The 15,233-nt window shown below is 69.9% G+C and carries 15 protein-coding genes; 8 read left to right on the top strand and 7 right to left on the bottom strand.

All coding sequences use genetic code 11. The features are described from left to right. The first annotated feature begins 110 nt into the window (after nucleotides 1–110). Entirely contained in the window at nucleotides 111–878 is a 768-nt protein-coding gene (gene xth / locus EPA99_RS07245) for an exodeoxyribonuclease III (RefSeq protein WP_129470542.1), read from the top strand. 95 nt (nucleotides 879–973) lie between these two features. Here the strand turns inward: xth and EPA99_RS07240 are convergent, their stop codons facing one another. Then, nucleotides 974–1,225 (bottom strand): GlsB/YeaQ/YmgE family stress response membrane protein, encoded by a 252-nt coding sequence (locus tag EPA99_RS07240; RefSeq protein WP_129470541.1) that lies wholly within the window; start codon nucleotides 1,223–1,225, stop codon nucleotides 974–976. Between the two features lie 201 nt (nucleotides 1,226–1,426). Here EPA99_RS07240 and EPA99_RS07235 point away from each other — a divergent pair, with 201 nt between their 5' ends. From EPA99_RS07235 to EPA99_RS07220, 4 genes are read left to right on the top strand one after another with little or no spacing between them, the layout of a single operon-like run. Beyond that, nucleotides 1,427–2,032 (top strand): 4'-phosphopantetheinyl transferase family protein, encoded by a 606-nt coding sequence (locus EPA99_RS07235; protein WP_241688307.1) that lies wholly within the window; start codon nucleotides 1,427–1,429, stop codon nucleotides 2,030–2,032. A gap of 47 nt (nucleotides 2,033–2,079) precedes the next feature. Then, a complete protein-coding gene (rsmG, locus tag EPA99_RS07230) occupies nucleotides 2,080–2,733 on the top strand; it encodes a 16S rRNA (guanine(527)-N(7))-methyltransferase RsmG (RefSeq protein ID WP_129470540.1) in 654 nt (217 codons plus the stop codon). Nucleotides 2,734–2,767: 34 nt separating this feature from the next. Further along, the gene (locus EPA99_RS07225) at nucleotides 2,768–3,568 is read left to right on the top strand and encodes a ParA family protein (RefSeq protein WP_129470539.1); all 801 of its coding nucleotides are present in this window, start codon (nucleotides 2,768–2,770) and stop codon (nucleotides 3,566–3,568) included. 2 nt (nucleotides 3,569–3,570) lie between these two features. Further along, entirely contained in the window at nucleotides 3,571–4,467 is an 897-nt protein-coding gene (locus EPA99_RS07220; RefSeq protein ID WP_129470538.1) for a ParB/RepB/Spo0J family partition protein, read from the top strand. A 530-nt stretch (nucleotides 4,468–4,997) separates the two neighbouring features. Here the strand turns inward: EPA99_RS07220 and EPA99_RS07215 are convergent. Beyond that, a complete protein-coding gene (locus EPA99_RS07215) occupies nucleotides 4,998–7,028 on the bottom strand; it encodes a protein kinase family protein (RefSeq protein WP_164978596.1) in 2,031 nt (676 codons plus the stop codon). A 367-nt stretch (nucleotides 7,029–7,395) separates the two neighbouring features. Between EPA99_RS07215 and rpmB the strand changes: the two genes are divergently transcribed. Together rpmB and rpmG are read left to right on the top strand one after the other, a co-directional pair. Next, complete coding sequence (gene rpmB, locus EPA99_RS07210) at nucleotides 7,396–7,632, top strand: 50S ribosomal protein L28 (RefSeq protein ID WP_129470536.1); 237 nt, start codon at nucleotides 7,396–7,398, stop codon at nucleotides 7,630–7,632. Between the two features lie 9 nt (nucleotides 7,633–7,641). Next, nucleotides 7,642–7,809, top strand: coding sequence for a 50S ribosomal protein L33 (gene rpmG / locus EPA99_RS07205; protein ID WP_206733724.1), 168 nt, complete (start codon nucleotides 7,642–7,644; stop codon nucleotides 7,807–7,809). A gap of 457 nt (nucleotides 7,810–8,266) precedes the next feature. On the opposite strand, the gene EPA99_RS07200 is transcribed toward rpmG, so the two are convergent. Genes EPA99_RS07200 through EPA99_RS18680 form a run of 3 tightly spaced genes read right to left on the bottom strand, consistent with a single transcriptional unit; the run spans nucleotide 8,267 to nucleotide 12,067 of the window. Beyond that, nucleotides 8,267–8,977, bottom strand: coding sequence for a response regulator (locus EPA99_RS07200; RefSeq protein ID WP_129470534.1), 711 nt, complete (start codon nucleotides 8,975–8,977; stop codon nucleotides 8,267–8,269). After that, nucleotides 8,967–11,627 carry a sensor histidine kinase gene (locus tag EPA99_RS07195; RefSeq protein ID WP_129470533.1) on the bottom strand — a complete coding sequence of 887 codons (2,661 nt, stop codon included), beginning with the start codon at nucleotides 11,625–11,627 and terminating at the stop codon, nucleotides 8,967–8,969. Before EPA99_RS07195 ends, EPA99_RS07200 begins: the two co-directional genes overlap by 11 nt. After that, complete coding sequence (locus EPA99_RS18680; protein ID WP_164978588.1) at nucleotides 11,624–12,067, bottom strand: hypothetical protein; 444 nt, start codon at nucleotides 12,065–12,067, stop codon at nucleotides 11,624–11,626. The genes EPA99_RS07195 and EPA99_RS18680 overlap by 4 nt, the downstream gene beginning before the upstream one ends. 130 nt (nucleotides 12,068–12,197) lie before the next feature. On the opposite strand from EPA99_RS18680, the gene EPA99_RS18675 reads away from it, so the two are divergent. After that, nucleotides 12,198–12,629, top strand: coding sequence for a hypothetical protein (locus EPA99_RS18675; RefSeq protein WP_164978595.1), 432 nt, complete (start codon nucleotides 12,198–12,200; stop codon nucleotides 12,627–12,629). Here the strand turns inward: EPA99_RS18675 and kdpC are convergent. Further along, entirely contained in the window at nucleotides 12,560–13,162 is a 603-nt protein-coding gene (gene kdpC, locus EPA99_RS07185) for a potassium-transporting ATPase subunit KdpC (RefSeq protein WP_129470532.1), read from the bottom strand. The genes EPA99_RS18675 and kdpC overlap by 70 nt on opposite strands. A gap of 21 nt (nucleotides 13,163–13,183) precedes the next feature. Further along, nucleotides 13,184–15,229: a potassium-transporting ATPase subunit KdpB gene (gene kdpB, locus EPA99_RS07180; protein WP_129470531.1), complete on the bottom strand. Its 2,046-nt coding sequence runs from the start codon at nucleotides 15,227–15,229 to the stop codon at nucleotides 13,184–13,186. Nucleotides 15,230–15,233 lie beyond the last annotated feature (4 nt).

Here is a 15,233-nt window from a genome sequence, read left to right as displayed (position 1 = left end):
AGGCGGCTGCGTACTCGGTTCGCAGCCGCCTGCCGAGCCAGGCGAGGCAAGGATGGAGCCGCGACCGCCGATGCGCTCCCATTCAATCATTTCAACAGGTTAGAACCCGCATGAAGATCGCCAGCTGGAACGTCAATTCGCTCAATGTGCGCCTGCCGCACCTGCAGCAGTGGCTGGCCGATTTCGCGCCGGACGTCGTCGGCATCCAGGAAACCAAGCTGGAGGACCACAAATTCCCGGACACCGCCCTGCTGGAGGCCGGCTATCGCAGCGTGTTCGCCGGGCAGAAGACCTACAACGGCGTCGCCCTGCTGTCGCGGCAGCCCGCGCAGGACGTGCAGATCGGCATCCCCGGCTTCGAGGACGCGCAGCAACGCGTGATCGCCGGCACCGTGGGCGGTGTGCGCATCATCAATCTCTACGTGGTCAACGGCCAGGACGTGGGCACGGAGAAGTACGGCTACAAGCTGCGCTGGCTCGAAGCGGTGCGCGAATGGGTGCGCAGCGAGCTGGCCATTTACCCGAAGCTGGTGGTGCTGGGCGATTTCAACATCGCGCCCGATGCGCGCGACGTGCATGACCCGGCGGTGTGGAACGAGCAGCACATCCTCACCTCGGCCGCCGAACGCGAGGCGCTGCGGGCGCTGCTGGACCTGGGCCTGCACGATGCCTTCCGACTGCACCACCAGGAAGCCGGCGTCTTCAGCTGGTGGGACTATCGCGCCGCCGGCTTCCGCCGCGACCTGGGCCTGCGCATCGACCTGACCCTGGTGTCCGACGCGCTCAAGGCCGAGGCCATCGACGCCGGCATCGACCGTGAGCCGCGCACCTGGGACCGTCCCAGCGACCACGCCCCGGCCTGGGTCCAGCTTGCCTGACGGCCAGGCCGCAACTTGCAAGCACAAAAAAGGCCCGGCAATGCCGGGCCTTTGGCAACGCGTTTGGACTGGCGTTGGTGTCTCGGTCCGCGCGCTTAGCGCACGCTCTTGCGGGTGAAGAGATTCACGATGGCCAGCAGGATCACCGCACCCAGCAACGACCACAGGAAGGTGGCGACCGTGATGCCTTCATTGATGCTGCCGCCGCCCAGGAAACCGGCGATGGCCGCGCCAACGATACCGACCACGATGTTCAGCAGAATGCCCTGCTGCGCGTCGCGACGCATGATGATGCTGGCCAGCCAGCCCACGATGCCGCCCACGATCAACCAGATGATGATGCCCATGTCTGCTCTCCTGTCAGTGTGTGAGGCCCTGCCGCCAGGGCTGGGAACGATTAAGCCGCCGGCGGCGTGAACCCCCCGTGCAAACAATCGGCTGATTTTAGGCGTTTTCACGGGGTTTTCGCATGACCGCAGGCGGCTGTCTTCACACGCCAAGCGGTTGCATACTGCGTTGCCGCATCGCGTTTCCCTGGGTTTGTGCACGTGACTGAATCGCTTGCAACATCGGCGCAATGGCGCATCGGTCCGCTGCAGGTGGCGCTGGAGCCGCATGTGCACGGCCGCAGCGGCGAGCCCATGGCCCGGCATTGGCTGGCGCGATGGACCGGCATGACCGAGCAGGCCGTGCCGCTGACGCGCGATGAGCGCACACGCCCGCAGCTGCACGGCGCACTGGCGGCGCACGACGTCGGCTGGAGCCACAGTGGCCAGGGCCTGCTGATCGGCTTCGGGCCCGGCGTGCAGCTGGGCATGGACCTGGAGTACATCAAGCCGCGACCGCGTGCGCTGGAGCTTTCCGCCCGCTTCTTCCACCCACGCGAACACGCCTGGCTGCAATCGCTGCCGCCGCCGCTGTGTGAAGCAACCTTCCTGCGCATCTGGTGCGCCAAGGAGGCGGTGCTGAAGGCCCATGGCTACGGCATCGCCTTCGGGCTGGAGAAGCTGTGCTTCGCCCAAGGCCGGCAGGGCCTGGAACTCATCGACTGCGATGCGCGCCTGGGCCTGGCGCGCCAGTGGACGCTGCACCAATGGCAGGCCGCGCCCGGCTACCTGGCCGCCGCGGCCTGGCGCGCGCAGCCTGCGCCGTGAGCGGTGAGCGCCCCTGCGCGGCCGCGCCGGCTGCGATAATGCCGGCCATGAATGATGCTTCCCTGCCCGCCGAGGTGCGGCCCGAGCTGGAACGCGGCCTGGCGGCACTGTCGCTGGACGCGGCCCTGGCCGAGCCGCTGCTGGCCTACCTGGCCCTGCTGCACCGCTGGAACGGCACCTACAACCTGACCGCCATCCGCGACCCGCGGCAGATGGTCACCGTGCACCTGCTCGACTCGCTGTCCATGGCCGGCCATGTCGCGGCCGGGCGCCTGGCCGACCTGGGCACCGGCCCCGGCCTGCCCGGCATTCCGCTGGCCATCGCCCACCCGGGCCTGCAGGTCACGCTGGTGGAGAGCAATGGCAAGAAGGCGCGGTTCCTGCGCGAGGCAGTGCGGCAGCTGGGCTTGGGCAACGCCCGCGTGGCCGAATCCCGCGCCGAGGCGGTGCCCGATGCTGGCGCCTTCGACCTGCTCACCGCGCGCGCGCTGGACCGCCTGGCCGGCATCCTGGAAGTGGGCGGCCACCTGCTCGCGCCGGCCGGAAAGCTGCTGGCGATGAAAGGCGTCCACCCGGCCGATGAGATCGCCGAGCTGCCCGCGGGCTGGGCGGCGCTGGCCGTGCATCGGCTCACCGTACCGGGACTTGCGGGCGAGCGCCATCTGGTCGAGGTGGGACGGCAGGCCCCGAAGGCCGCATAATCCCGGGTCCTCCCTCACCCGGTTCAAGGCTCCCATGGCCCGCATCATCGCCATTGCCAACCAGAAAGGCGGCGTCGGCAAGACCACCACCGCGGTCAATCTCGCCGCCGGCCTGGCCCGCAATGCCCAGCGGGTGCTGCTGGTGGACCTGGACGCCCAGGGCAATGCCACGATGGGCAGCGGCGTGGACAAGCGCGAGCTGGAGCACTCAACCTGCGACGTGCTGATGCGCGAGGCGCAGATCAAGGCCGCCATCGTGCGTACGCCGGAGGAGTTCGACCTGCTGCCGGGCAATATCGACCTGACCGCGGCCGAAGTGGAGCTGATGGACAAGCCGGCGCGCGAGCTGCGGCTGAAGGAAGCGCTGGAACCGGTGCGCCCGGACTACGACTTCATCATCATCGACTGCCCGCCGGCGCTGTCGCTGATGACCCTCAACGCCCTGGTGGCCGCCGATGCGGTGCTGGTGCCGATGCAGTGCGAGTACTACGCCCTGGAGGGCCTGAGTGCGCTGATGGACACCATCGAAGGCATTCGCGCGCGGCTGAACCCCACACTGGAGATCGAAGGCGTGCTGCGCACGATGTTCGATATCCGCAACAACCTGGCCAACGCCGTGTCCGGCGAGCTGACCGAGCATTTCGGCGACAAGGTGTTCCGCACCATCGTGCCGCGCAACGTGCGCGTGGCCGAGGCGCCCAGCCACGGCCAGAGCATCGTCGGCTACGACCGCGCCTCGCGCGGCGGCGTGGCCTATCTGGGCCTGGCCGGCGAAGTGCTGCGCCGGCAGCAGGAACGCAACCGCCCGGCCCTGGTTCCCATGGAGACGCTTTGACGATGGCAGCCCCGAAGAAGCGCGGCCTGGGCCGCGGACTGGAAGCCCTGCTCGGCCCGAAGGCCACCGAAGCCCCGCCGCCGGACGCCGAGGCCCAGCCCGGCGAGGCGCTGCGCACGCTGCCGGTGGCCCAGCTGCAGCCGGGCCAGTACCAGCCGCGCCAGGCCATGGACCCGGCCAAGTTGGACGAGCTGGCCGATTCGATCCGCGCCCAGGGTGTGATCCAGCCGATCGTGGTGCGCGAGCTGGCGCCGGGCAAGTTCGAGATCGTCGCCGGCGAGCGCCGCTGGCGCGCCTCGCAGATCGCCGGCCTGGACGAAGTGCCGGTGGTGGTGCGCGAGCTGGACGACCGCACGGTCATCGCCATGGCGCTGATCGAGAACATCCAGCGCGAGGACCTCAACCCGCTGGAAGAAGCCCAGTCGCTGCAGCGCCTGATCAACGAGTTCTCCCTGACCCATGCCGAGGCGGCGCAGGCCGTGGGCCGCTCGCGCGCGGCGGTGTCCAACCTGCTGCGCCTGCTGGAACTGCCGCCGGCCATCCGCGCCCTGCTGGAAGCGCGCCGGCTGGAGATGGGCCACGCCCGCGCGCTGCTGACGCTCTCCCCGGAGCTGGCCAGCAAGCTGGCCTCCGATGCGGCCGAACAGGGCTGGTCGGTGCGCGAGGTCGAGTACCGCGCCCAGCAGTTCGCCGCCGGCAAGGTGCCCGGCGCACAGGGCAGGAAGGCCCCGGCCAAGGCCGAGCCGCAGGCGGACATCGCCTCGCTGGAGACCGAACTGTCCGAATCGCTGGGCACCAAGGTCAGCTTCGCCCACGGCCGCAGCGGCAAGGGCCGGCTGGTGATTCATTACAGCGACCTGGATACGTTGGACGGGGTGCTGGAGCGGCTGCGGCGTTGAAGCTAGGAGCGTTGAAGCTAGGAGCGTTGAAGCTAGGAGCGTTGAAGCCAGGAGTGAGCGAAGAGGAGTGAGGAGTGAGGAGTAAGTGGGACCGTAAGGCGCCGCCATCCCTCACCTCACGTTTCGAGCCATCCCACCTGGCGTTGAAGCGAGGAGTGAGCGAAGAGGAGTGAGGAGTGAGTGGGGCCGCAAGGCGCCGCTGTGTCTCCTCACGTTCCGAGCTACCCCACCGTAAGCGCAGGCTTGGACTTAGACCCCCGCGAAGGGGAAAGTCCTTCGCGGCTACGGCCACCAGGACACGTGGAGCCGCCCTTACACGAAGCCACAGGCGCATCGCACGCCTTCTCTCGCGCCTCGCCAGGCTTCCACTCGTTCCTCGTTCCTCTCCACTCGTTTCTGTATTAGAGCGTCAGCGCTCTCCGCCACCCACCACAGGCAGACGAAGTAACGCTCCAACCCGACCGCTGCGACTCGCGCACAGCCCACGCGCTTTCCTCACTCCTCACTCCTCGCCGTCCTCCCCTCACTCCTCACTCTTCCCCGCTCACTCCTCGCTCCCCCGCCAGCGCCGCCTGAGCGCGCGCCAGCCCCAAGGCCGCCTGCCGGGTCGCCTGGTCCTGCAAGCCGCGTAGCGCGGCCAGGCCGGTGTGCGCGACCTGGAACTGGGCCAGGGCCTGCTGCCAGCGGCCGGCGCGCAGCAGCAGCTCGGCGTAGTCGTTGCGCTCCAGCAGGGTATCGACCGCCCCCAGGCCGCTGTCGCGCCCGCGCAGGGAGATGGCCTGCTCCTGCGCCGCCAGCGCCTGCTCGATCCGCCCCAGCCGCGCCAGCAGGCGCGACTCGTCCACATGCGACTGCACCACCGCCGCGGCATTGGGCAGCGCGCCGGCCTCCAGCAGGCTCTGGCGCTGCAGGCGCGTGCTGGCGACGGCGCCGTTGAGGTCTTCCAGGTTGGCCTGGGCACGCGCCAGCACGCCGTAGGCCCAGGCCAGCACCTGCGGGGCCGCGCCGGGGTCGGCACGCAGCAGCGCCACGGCCTCGTTGGCCCAGGCCAGGGCCTGTCGTGGATCGCGGGTCAGCGTGTGCTCGGCCAGGCCGGCGCGGACCTGGGCCCGCTCCTGCGTGGCCGCGCCGCGCCCGCGCGCCTGCTGCGCCATCGCCGCCTGCAGGCTGGCGATGGCCGCATCGCTGTCCCCCAGTGCGCCATAGGCCGATGCGGCCGACAGCAGCGCGCGGACATGCTGCAGGCCATCGGCCGGCGGCGCGCCCTCCAGCGATGCGCGCGTCTCCTCCAGCGCCGCCCTCAGGCCCAGCTCCTTGCCTGCGGCAGCGAACACGCGCTGGTCGAAGCCCTGTGCCGCGGCCACCCGCTCCACCTCGGCTGCCGAACGCCGCGCCAGGGCCACGGCCTGGTCGCGGGCCTGCAAGGCCTGCGCGGCGCGGACCTGGGCGAGCGCCGCCTGCGCTTGCAGTGCGCGCGCCTGCAGCACCAGCAGGCCGATCGTGCCGGCCATGGCGATAAGCGAGGCGGCAAGCGCCACGTTGCGCCAGCGGACCCGGCGCCTGGGTGCGGCCGTGGACGCGGACGCGGACGCAGGCGCAGGGACGGGTTCGACCAGCGCTGGCAACGCAGGCCGACCGGAAAGCGCCTGCGGCGGCTCGTGCGGCGATGCCTCGGCCATGGCCGCGCGCAGGTCCAGGGCCAGTCGCTCCACGCTGGAGTACGCCCCCTCCTCGGCCGCGGCCACCACCGCGGCCAGGCGGCCCGGCACGACCTGGGTCGCGGCGCGACGCAGCAGGGTCCGCATCAGGCTTGCCAGCGCGCGCGCATCGTCGGTGGTGCGCGGGGCACCCGCGCCCGGCGCCGCACCGCCCTCACCGAACCCCAGCACGCGCACCGCGCCGTCGGCATCGACCACCACCTGCGCCGGACCCAGCTGCCCGTGCACCACGGCATGGCCATGGGCATGGGCCACCGCCTCGCAGGCCTGCAGCAGCGGCGCCAGCAGCTGGGGCACGGCCAGCGACTGGCGCTCGCTCCAGGCCAGCAGCGGTTCTCCTTCGGCATGGGCCAGGGCGAACCAGGGGCGGCCGCCGGCGTCCAGGCCCTGGTCGACCAATTGCGGCAGGCCCGGGTGCACCAGGGTGGCAGCGATGCGCCGTTCGCGCAGGAAGCGCGCCACCTGCATCGGTGTCTGCGGCAGCGGCGGCAGGCAACGCAGCACGACCGGCTGCTGGTCCTGCGCCCGGATCGCGCGATAGCGGCAGCCGAACGCGGCCGGCAGGCGCTCGGCCAGGGTCCAGGCCCCGACCTGCGTGCCCAGGCGGGCATCGACGCCGGCCTGCGGCGCCTCGGCGCCAGGGGTATGCACCTGCAGCGCATCGTCCAACACCTCGGACAGCGACTGCGCGGCCAGCAGCTGGTCCAGCGCCTGGCCCAACCCGGCGCCCTCCCGCGCCGCCTGCGCCAGCAGCGCCTCACGCCCGGCCTCATCCATCAGCTGGGCCTGGTCGAACAGGGCCGCCAGGCGCTCCTGGTGCGCCTGGTCCGGCAGCGCGTTCACCGCGCCCACCTGGCATGGCCCACGGGCGTCGAAGATCTCCACGGCTTGGTCGTGTTCATAGCGGATGCCGCCCCGCGGACAGCGCAGGGTTCAGTGGCACCCTGCCAACGTGATCACCGCCGGATGCCGGACAGTACCGCCGCCGGCCTAAGTGCTTGCATAGGAAAGGAAATCCGTGCATCATGCGCGGCTCACTGTGTCCGGCTGGCCTGCATCCTTGCGATCGGGTCGGCCCGCAGATGGCCCGGAAGCATCGATCCAGGCCGTCCCACGACAGTGGATCCACTCCCGTTCGTGTGCCGCGTTCGCGTGGCGGGGCCGCCATCTCCCAGGCTATGGGCGATCAAAATCACATCGAGGTGCACAGATGTCCCGCGTATGCCAAGTGTCCGGCAAGCGTGTGCAGACGGGTAACAACGTCTCCCACGCCAACAACAAGACCCGCCGTCGTTTCCTGCCCAACCTGCACGAGCGCCGCTTCTGGGTCGCCAGCGAGAACCGCTGGGTCAAGCTGAAGGTTTCCGCGCACTCCCTGCGCACCATCGACAAGAACGGCATCGACTCCGTTCTGGCTGAGCTGCGTGCGCGCGGCGAAAAGATCTAAAGGAGATCAATCATGGCAGGCAAGCGCGACAAGATCCGCCTGATTTCTTCGGCAGGCACCGGTCACTTCTACACGACCGACAAGAACAAGAAGAACACCCCGGGCAAGATGGAAATGAGCAAGTACGACCCGGTCGTGCGCAAGCACGTGATGTACAAGGAAGGCAAGATCAAGTGATCCGATGAGGCGGCCGCGCTGCGGTCGCCCCATCATCGGCGCACGCCCGCCCTGGCGGGATCGATGCTTCCGCGAGAGCCCGCCGCAAGGTGGGCTTTTTTGTGGCTCTTTCCCGGAAGGGCAGCGGGCTACCTTCCTTGGCTTGGGAAGGGCAGCGGTCCGTCGGGCTGCAGCCGCGCTTGGTCTGTTAGAGGATCCTGGCCTGCGTCGAGGCGCTCGGCTGGTTTGCACAGCGCGACTTCGGAGGGGCAGCGGCCCGCCGGGCGGTAGCCGCTTTTCCCTCGGTCAGGGCATCCTGCCCTGACTCGCGCGCTCGGCTCCTGCCTCGCTTGCCGCGGCCACCGCCCGCCGGACCGCTGCTGCACACTTGAGGTTGGAAGGCTTCGATGGAAGAAATCCAAATCCAACTGCGGCGCAGCCTGGGCTCAAGTTGCTTCGCGGTGCCTCTCGCGAATCCTCAGGCGATGAAGCGCAGGCCCACGCCGGGTTCGGTGACGATGTAGCGCGGCGACAGTGCCGAGTCGCCCAGCTTGTGGCGCAGCTTGCCGACCAGGATGCGCAGATAGTGCGTGTCGGCGGTATGCGTGGGGCCCCAGACCTCCTGCAGGATCTGCGGCTGGGTGATGACGCGGCCGGCGTTGCGCAGCAGCAGCCCGAGCAGGGCGTACTCCTTGCGTGTCAGCGCCACCGGCGCGCCGTCCAGGCGCACCTCGCGCTTGACCAGGTCCACGTGCAGATGGCCATCGTCGAACATCGGCATGGCCGCCTCGCCGCTGCTGACCTGCTGGCGCAGCAGCCGACGCACGCGCGCCATCAGTTCCTGGGTGCCGAAGGGCTTGGTGACGTAGTCATTGGCGCCTGCGTCCAGGGCGGCGACCTTCTCCGACTCGCCAGCGCGCACGCTGAGCATGATCACCGGCGCCTGGCTCCAGCGCCGCAGCTCGGCCAGCACCTGGTGGCCTTCCATGTCCGGCAGGCCCAGGTCCAGGATGACCAGGTCCGCGCCCGGGTTGCGCAGGCTGCGCAGTCCTTCCTGGCCGGTGGCGGCCTGCTGCACCTCGTAGCCCTCCGCGCGCAGGCTGATGTCCAGGATGCGGCGGATCTGCACCTCGTCGTCGATGACCAGGATGCGCGCCGGGGGCACCGAACCGACCCGCTCACTGGCCATCGTCCACCTCGTCTTCGGGCATGGGGTTGAGCAGCGGCAGGGTCATGCGGATCAGGGTACCGCGGCCGTCGCGACCGGGCAGCGCCTCCACGCTGCCGCCGTGCGCGCCGATCATGCCCTGGCAGATGGTCAATCCCAGGCCGGTGCCGTGACGGCCGCGGTCGCCGCGCTCGACGCTGTAGAACATGTCGAAGATGCGCGCGCGCTCGGCCTCGGGAATGCCCGGCCCGGCATCGCACACGTCGATGCGCAGGCCGCCCTCGACCTGGCGGACCTCCACCTCCACCGGCGCCTGCGGTGGCGAAAACTTCACCGCGTTCTCCATCACGTTGAACACCGCCTGCTCCACCAGCGCCGGATGCACCCACAGCGCGGGCAGGTGCGGCGCGATGTCGATCCGCAGTTTGGCCTCGGGCTGGTAGCGCTGTAGGCGGCGGGCGGCCGAGCCGATCAGCTCGTCGGCGCCGATCCAGTCGCGGTTGAGGCTCAGGCCTTCATGGCCGAGCCGGGTCATGTCCAGCAGGTTCTGAATGTAGCGGTCCAGCCGCTCGCCTTCGGTCAGGATGGTGTCCAGCAGCGCGCGGCGATCCTCGGCCGGCATCGACTCGGCATAGCCGGTCAGGCTGCTGGCCGAGCCGATCATCGCCGCCAGCGGCGAGCGCAGGTCGTGCGAGACCGAGGACAGCAGCGCCGAGCGCAGGCGCTCGGTCTCGCCGGACATGCGCGCCTGCTCCAGGTCGGCCACCAGCCGGGTGCGCTGCACGGCCTGGGCGATGTCCTCGACCATGGCTTCGGCCAGGCGGCGTTGCTCGAAGTTCTGCGCGGTACCGTCCGCGTCCGTGCGCAGGCCGACCACCCCAACAGGGCCCTTTTCGCCCAGCATCGGCAGGAACGACCAGCCGGCCGCGGCCAGGGTGTCGGTGTGGCGGCCGCTGACCTGCCCGTGGCGCTGGGCCCAGTCGGCGGCGGCCTGGTCGGTGGCCGACAGGGTCTCCTCGTCGCCAGCGATCTGCTGGCCGGCGCGGATCCAGACGCGCGCATCCAGCGCATGGGCCATGACCTTGCGCCCGGCGCCCAGCACCTGGCCCAGGTCGGCGGCGCTGCCCAGCTGGCGCCCGAGTTCCTGCAGGGCGTTGGCATGGCGGTTGGCCGCGCGCAGGGCCAGCACCTGCATGCGCAGGCGCGAGGCCAGGCGCCCTGCGACCAGGGCGGCGGCCAGGAACATGAAGACCGTGACCACGCCCTGGCGCGCGGTGATGTGGAAGGTGAAGCGCGGCTCGATGAAGAAGAAGTTGTAGCCGATGAAGCACAGCGCGGCGGTCAGCATCGCCGCGGCCATGCGCGTGCGCGCGGCGACCATCAGCACCGCCACGATGAAGATCATCGACAGGTCGTCCAGCCCCAGCCAGCGCTCGGTCAGCCAGGACAGCCCGATCGCGCACAGGGTGGCCAGCACCGACAGCGCCGCATCGTTGGCGCGCAGGCGGCTGCCGGCGTGCTGCAGCGCCGCCCGGCGCGCGCGTGCGCGTTCCACCGGGGTGCTGACGATGTTGATCTCCAGGTGCGCCCCGCGCTGGATCAGCTGCTGGGTCAGGGTGCGGTTGAACATGCGCGCCAGCGGGCGCTCGCGGGTGCGCCCCAGCACCAGCGTGGACACGCCGTTCTGGCCGGCGTAGTCCAGCAGCAGGTCGGCGATGCCAGGGCCGTGCAGCAGGGCGGTCTCGCCCCCCAGGCGGCGCGCCAGCGCGAAGGCGCGGTCGATCTCTTCCTGGGTGGCCTCGCCGTAGGCGCGGCGCTGGACCGTTACCACCGTCCACGGCGCGCCGCGCCGCTCGGCCAGGCGGCGCGCCACGCGCACCATGTACTCGGACTGGCCGGCGCCATCGATGGCCACCAGCACCCGCCGGCGCAGCGGCACGCCGACCTGGCCGCGGGCGGCATCGGATTCGCGCAGGGCGTTGTCCACGCGTTCGGCCGCTTCCTGCATGGCCAGCTCGCGCAGGGCGGTGAGGTTGGCCGGGGAGAAGAAGGCCTGCAGGGCCTGGGCGGCCTGCTCGGGCAGGTAGACCTTGCCCTGCTGCAGGCGCTCGATCAGCTCGCGCGGCGGCAGGTCCACCAGGACGATGTCGTGCAGGCGGTCGAACACGGCATCGGGGACGGTCTCGGACACGCGCACGCCGGTGATGCGCAGCACCACGTCGTTCAGGCTCTCCAGGTGCTGGATGTTGATGGTGGTGTAGACGTCGATGCCGGCATCCAGCAGCTCCACCACGTCCTGCCAGCGGCGCTCGTGGCGGCTGCCGGGCACGTTGCGATGGGCCAGCTCGTCCACCAGCGCCAGTGCCGGCTTGCGCTGCAGCAGCGCATCCAGGTCCAGCTCCTGCAGGCGTCGGTGCTGGTAGGTCACCGCGCGCATCGGCTGGCGCGGCAGGCCCTCGAGCAGGGCGGCGGTTTCGCTGCGGCCGTGGGTCTCGACGATGCCCACCACCACGTCCACGCCGCGCTGGAGCTGGTCACGGGCGCGCGTGAGCATGGCGTAGGTCTTGCCCACGCCGGGGGCGGCGCCCAGGAAGACGGTGAGCTTGCCGCGGTGTTCGCGCTGCAGTCCTTCGATGAGGGCGTCGGCCTGGCGGGTGCGGGCATCGTTCATGGGCGTGGATTGTCGCGCGTTAGTGGGATGGCGGGCATCACGCCCGCGCTGTTGCTGTTGCTGTTGCTGTCGCTGTTGCTTGTAGCGGTTGCGGTTGCGGTTGCGGTTGCGGTTGCCGTTTGCCGTTGCCGTTGCCGTTGCCGTTGCTGTTGCTGTTGCTGTTGCTGTTGCTGTTGCTGTTGCCGTTGCCGTTGCCGTTGCCGTTGCCGTTGCCGTTGCCGTTGCTCGAGATTTTGCTTTTCGCCCTTGATCTTCGAGCCGTAAAGCACGCCGAGCACCGGAGCAGAATTGGGGCGAAGAGGCGCGCCTGTTTGAGCGAAGCGAGTTGAGCGCCGTCCCCAATTCTGCGAGGAGCGCAGGGGACCGGGCCGCAGGCCCGGCGTGTGTCCGGCGAAGACGGTTTTGCTTACTTTTGCCAAGACAAAAGTAAGTCGCGCCATTCGGCGCGAAAGCCTTTGACCTTGCTCTGGCCTTCCGCCTTTGCTTCAAGCGCTTTGGAGTGCAAAAAGCAGAGCAACGGCAAAGTCAGGAGCAAAGGCTTTCGCGCTTGCAGCGCGAGTGACTTTTGTCTTGTCAAAAGTCACCAAAACCGCTTTCGCCGGACACTCGCCGCCGCTGCGCGGCGGTCCCCTGCGCTCCTCGGAAAAAACGGGACGGCGCTCAACTCGCTTCGCTCAAACAGGCGCGCCTCTTCGCCCGTTTTTTCCTCCGGTGCTCGGCGAGCTTTACGGCTCCAAAGGTCAAGGACGAAAGGCAAAGGCCAAAGCAACGGCAACGGCAACGGCAACGGCAACGGCAACGGCAAAAGCGAAACACCAAGAGCCAAAGACCGAACACCGAAAACTGAAGCCGAAAATCGAGGAATCAAAAGCCAATTTCTGGTTGCCAATTTCTGGTTGCCAACTGCTCTGCGGAGAACAAGCTGGGCTGGATCAGCGCGTATCGCTGCGCGCGAGCGCCTCCACTGCCAGGTTGAGCTCGAGCACGTTCACCCGCGGCTGACCGAACACTCCCCACAGCGCCGGCTCGGTGGCCGCCTGCACCAGTGTCTCCACCTGCCTGTCGTCGAGCCCGCGCGTGCGCGCCACGCGGGCGATCTGGATGCGTGCGGCCGCTGGCGTCAGGTGCGGGTCCAGGCCACCACCGGATTGCGTGACCAGGTCGACGGGCACCTGCGACGGTGCGACGCCCTCGCGCTGGGCGACCTCGGCGATGGCCGCATCGATGCGCGCGCGCAGGGCCGGATTGCTGCGCGCCTGGTTGCTGCCGGCGGCGGCCATCGGGTTGTAGCCGGCGGCCGAGGGGCGCGGCTGGAACCAGCCATCGCCGCTGAAGGGCTGGGCCACCAGCAGCGAGCCGACGGGCTTGCCATCGCGCAGCACCAGGCTGCCGTTGGCCTGCGCCGGGAACAGCGCGCCGGTGAGGCGGGTGGCCGCCTGCGCATACAGCAGCCCGCAGCCGGCCAGGGTCAGCAGCAGCAGACCCAGCGCCGGGCGCAAATGGGCTTTGGAGTCGGGAAGCGAAACAGCGTGCATGCAAGGGTCCTCGAAAGGGGGTCAGGCGCCAACCACGGCGGCCAGCAGCAGGTCGATCAGCTTGATCGCCACGAACGGCAGCAGCAGCCCACCCACGCCGTAGACCAGCAGGTTCCGGCGCAGCAGCGCCGCGGCGCTGGAAGGACTGAAGCGCACGCCACGCAGGGCCAGCGGGATCAGCGCGGGGATGATCAGCGCGTTGAAGATCAGCGCGGCCAGCACCGCATTGCGCGGGCTGGACAGCTGCATCACGTCCAGCACCGCCATCTGCGGCACCGCCGCGGCGAACAGCGCCGGCAGGATGGCGAAGTACTTGGACACGTCGTTGGCCAGGGAGAAGGTGGTCAGCGCGCCGCGGGTGATCAGCTGCTGCTTGCCCACTTCCACCACGGCCAGCAGCTTGGCCGGATCCGAATCCAGGTCGACCATGTTGCCGGCTTCCTTGGCCGCCTGGGTGCCGGAGTTCATCGCCAGGCCTACATCGGCCTGGGCCAGGGCGGGCGCATCGTTGGTGCCGTCGCCGACCATGGCCACCAGGCGCCCGGCGGCCTGCTCGCTGCGGATGCGCGCCAGCTTGTCCTCGGGCCTGGCCTCGGCGATGTAGTCGTCCACGCCGGCTTCGGCGGCGATGGCCGCGGCGGTCAGCGGGTTGTCGCCGGTGATCATCACCGTCTTGATGCCCATCGCGCGCAGGCGGGCGAACTTCTCCTTGACCCCGGCCTTGACCACGTCGGACAGCTCGATCACGCCCAGCACGTAGCGGCCTTGGCTGACCACCAGCGGCGTGGCGCCGCCGCGCGCGACCTGCTCCACGCGCCCGTTGAGTTCCGGCGGCACGTGGCCGCCCTGCTCGGTGACGTGGCGGGTGATGGCGTCCACCGCACCCTTGCGGATGCTGCGCCCGCCGGTGTCCACGCCGGACATGCGGGTCTGCGCGGTGAAGGCCATGTACTCGGCGCGCTCGGGCTCGGCTGTGGTGCAGCCTTGCTCGCGGGCGAGCTTGACGATGGACTTGCCCTCCGGGGTGGGATCGGCCAGCGAGGACAACAGCGCGGCCTCGCGCAGCATGCCGGCATCCACCCCGGCCAGCACATGGAACGCGGTGGCCTGGCGATCGCCGTAGGTGATGGTGCCGGTCTTGTCCAGCAGCAGCACGTCCACATCGCCGGCCACTTCCACCGCCTTGCCGGACTTGGCCAGCACGTTGGCTGACAGCGCACGGTTCATGCCTGCAATGCCGATGGCCGGCAGCAGGCCGCCGATGGTGGTGGGGATCAGGCACACCAGCAGGGCGATCAGCAACAGCGGGTCGACCGCCACGCCGACGAAGGCGCCGATGGCCGGCAGGGTGGCCACCACGATCACGAAGGTCAGCGTCATCGCCACCAGCAGCAGGGTCAGGGCGATCTCGTTGGGCGTCTTCTGCCGGTTGGCGCCTTCCACCAGGGCGATCATGCGGTCCAGGAAGCTGTGGCCCGGCTCGGCGGTGACCTTGAACACGATCTCGTCGGTCAGCACCTTGGTGCCGCCGATGACGCCGCTGCGGTCGGTGCCGGCCTCGCGCAGCACCGGCGCCGATTCGCCGGTGACGGCGGCCTCGTTGATGGTGGCCAGGCCGCGGACGATCTCGCCATCGGCCGGGATGAACTCCCCGGCCGAGACGATCACGTAATCCCCGGCGCGCAGCGCGGTGGCCGGCACGCGGGCTTCGGTGGCATCGGCCAGCGCGGTATCGACCTTGCGCGCCACCAGGTCCTGGCGGGCGCTGCGCAGCGAGGCGGCCTGGCCGCGGCCGCGGGCCTCGGCGATGGCCTCGGCGAAATTGCCGAACAGCACGGTGACCAGCAGGATCGCGGTGACGGCCAGGCCGAAGCCCAGCGGCGCGTTGCCGGTCAGCGTGACCGCGGCGCTGACCAGGGTGCCGGCCATGACGATGGCCATCACCGGGCTGCGCACCAGGTGGCGCGGGGTGAGCTTGAGCACGGCATCGCGCAGCGCCGCGCGCACGACCTGCGCGTCGAACAGGCTGCTGCGGGTGCGGTGGGAAGGTTGGGTTGTCGAATTCATTGCA

Origin of the sequence: Pseudoxanthomonas composti, from assembly GCF_004122095.1 — a bacterium.
Classification (GTDB): domain Bacteria; phylum Pseudomonadota; class Gammaproteobacteria; order Xanthomonadales; family Xanthomonadaceae; genus Pseudoxanthomonas_A; species Pseudoxanthomonas_A composti.
Note: the sequence above shows the minus strand (reverse complement) of the source record. Positions and strands in the feature narration are given on the sequence as shown.

What these genes read in the sequence shown, in the direction of transcription:
- EPA99_RS07195 (WP_129470533.1), bottom strand. Translation starts at nt 11,627, where the DNA reads ATGAACGATGCCCGCACCCGCCAGGCCGACGCCCTCATCGAAGGACTG.
- EPA99_RS07240 (WP_129470541.1), bottom strand. Translation starts at nt 1,225, where the DNA reads ATGGGCATCATCATCTGGTTGATCGTGGGCGGCATCGTGGGCTGGCTG.
- EPA99_RS07200 (WP_129470534.1), bottom strand. Translation starts at nt 8,977, where the DNA reads ATGGCCAGTGAGCGGGTCGGTTCGGTGCCCCCGGCGCGCATCCTGGTC.
- rsmG (WP_129470540.1), top strand. Translation starts at nt 2,080, where the DNA reads ATGAATGATGCTTCCCTGCCCGCCGAGGTGCGGCCCGAGCTGGAACGC.
- kdpB (WP_129470531.1), bottom strand. Translation starts at nt 15,229, where the DNA reads ATGAATTCGACAACCCAACCTTCCCACCGCACCCGCAGCAGCCTGTTC.
- EPA99_RS07220 (WP_129470538.1), top strand. Translation starts at nt 3,571, where the DNA reads ATGGCAGCCCCGAAGAAGCGCGGCCTGGGCCGCGGACTGGAAGCCCTG.
- EPA99_RS18680 (WP_164978588.1), bottom strand. Translation starts at nt 12,067, where the DNA reads ATGGCGCGACTTACTTTTGTCTTGGCAAAAGTAAGCAAAACCGTCTTC.
- kdpC (WP_129470532.1), bottom strand. Translation starts at nt 13,162, where the DNA reads ATGCACGCTGTTTCGCTTCCCGACTCCAAAGCCCATTTGCGCCCGGCG.
- rpmB (WP_129470536.1), top strand. Translation starts at nt 7,396, where the DNA reads ATGTCCCGCGTATGCCAAGTGTCCGGCAAGCGTGTGCAGACGGGTAAC.
- EPA99_RS07225 (WP_129470539.1), top strand. Translation starts at nt 2,768, where the DNA reads ATGGCCCGCATCATCGCCATTGCCAACCAGAAAGGCGGCGTCGGCAAG.
- xth (WP_129470542.1), top strand. Translation starts at nt 111, where the DNA reads ATGAAGATCGCCAGCTGGAACGTCAATTCGCTCAATGTGCGCCTGCCG.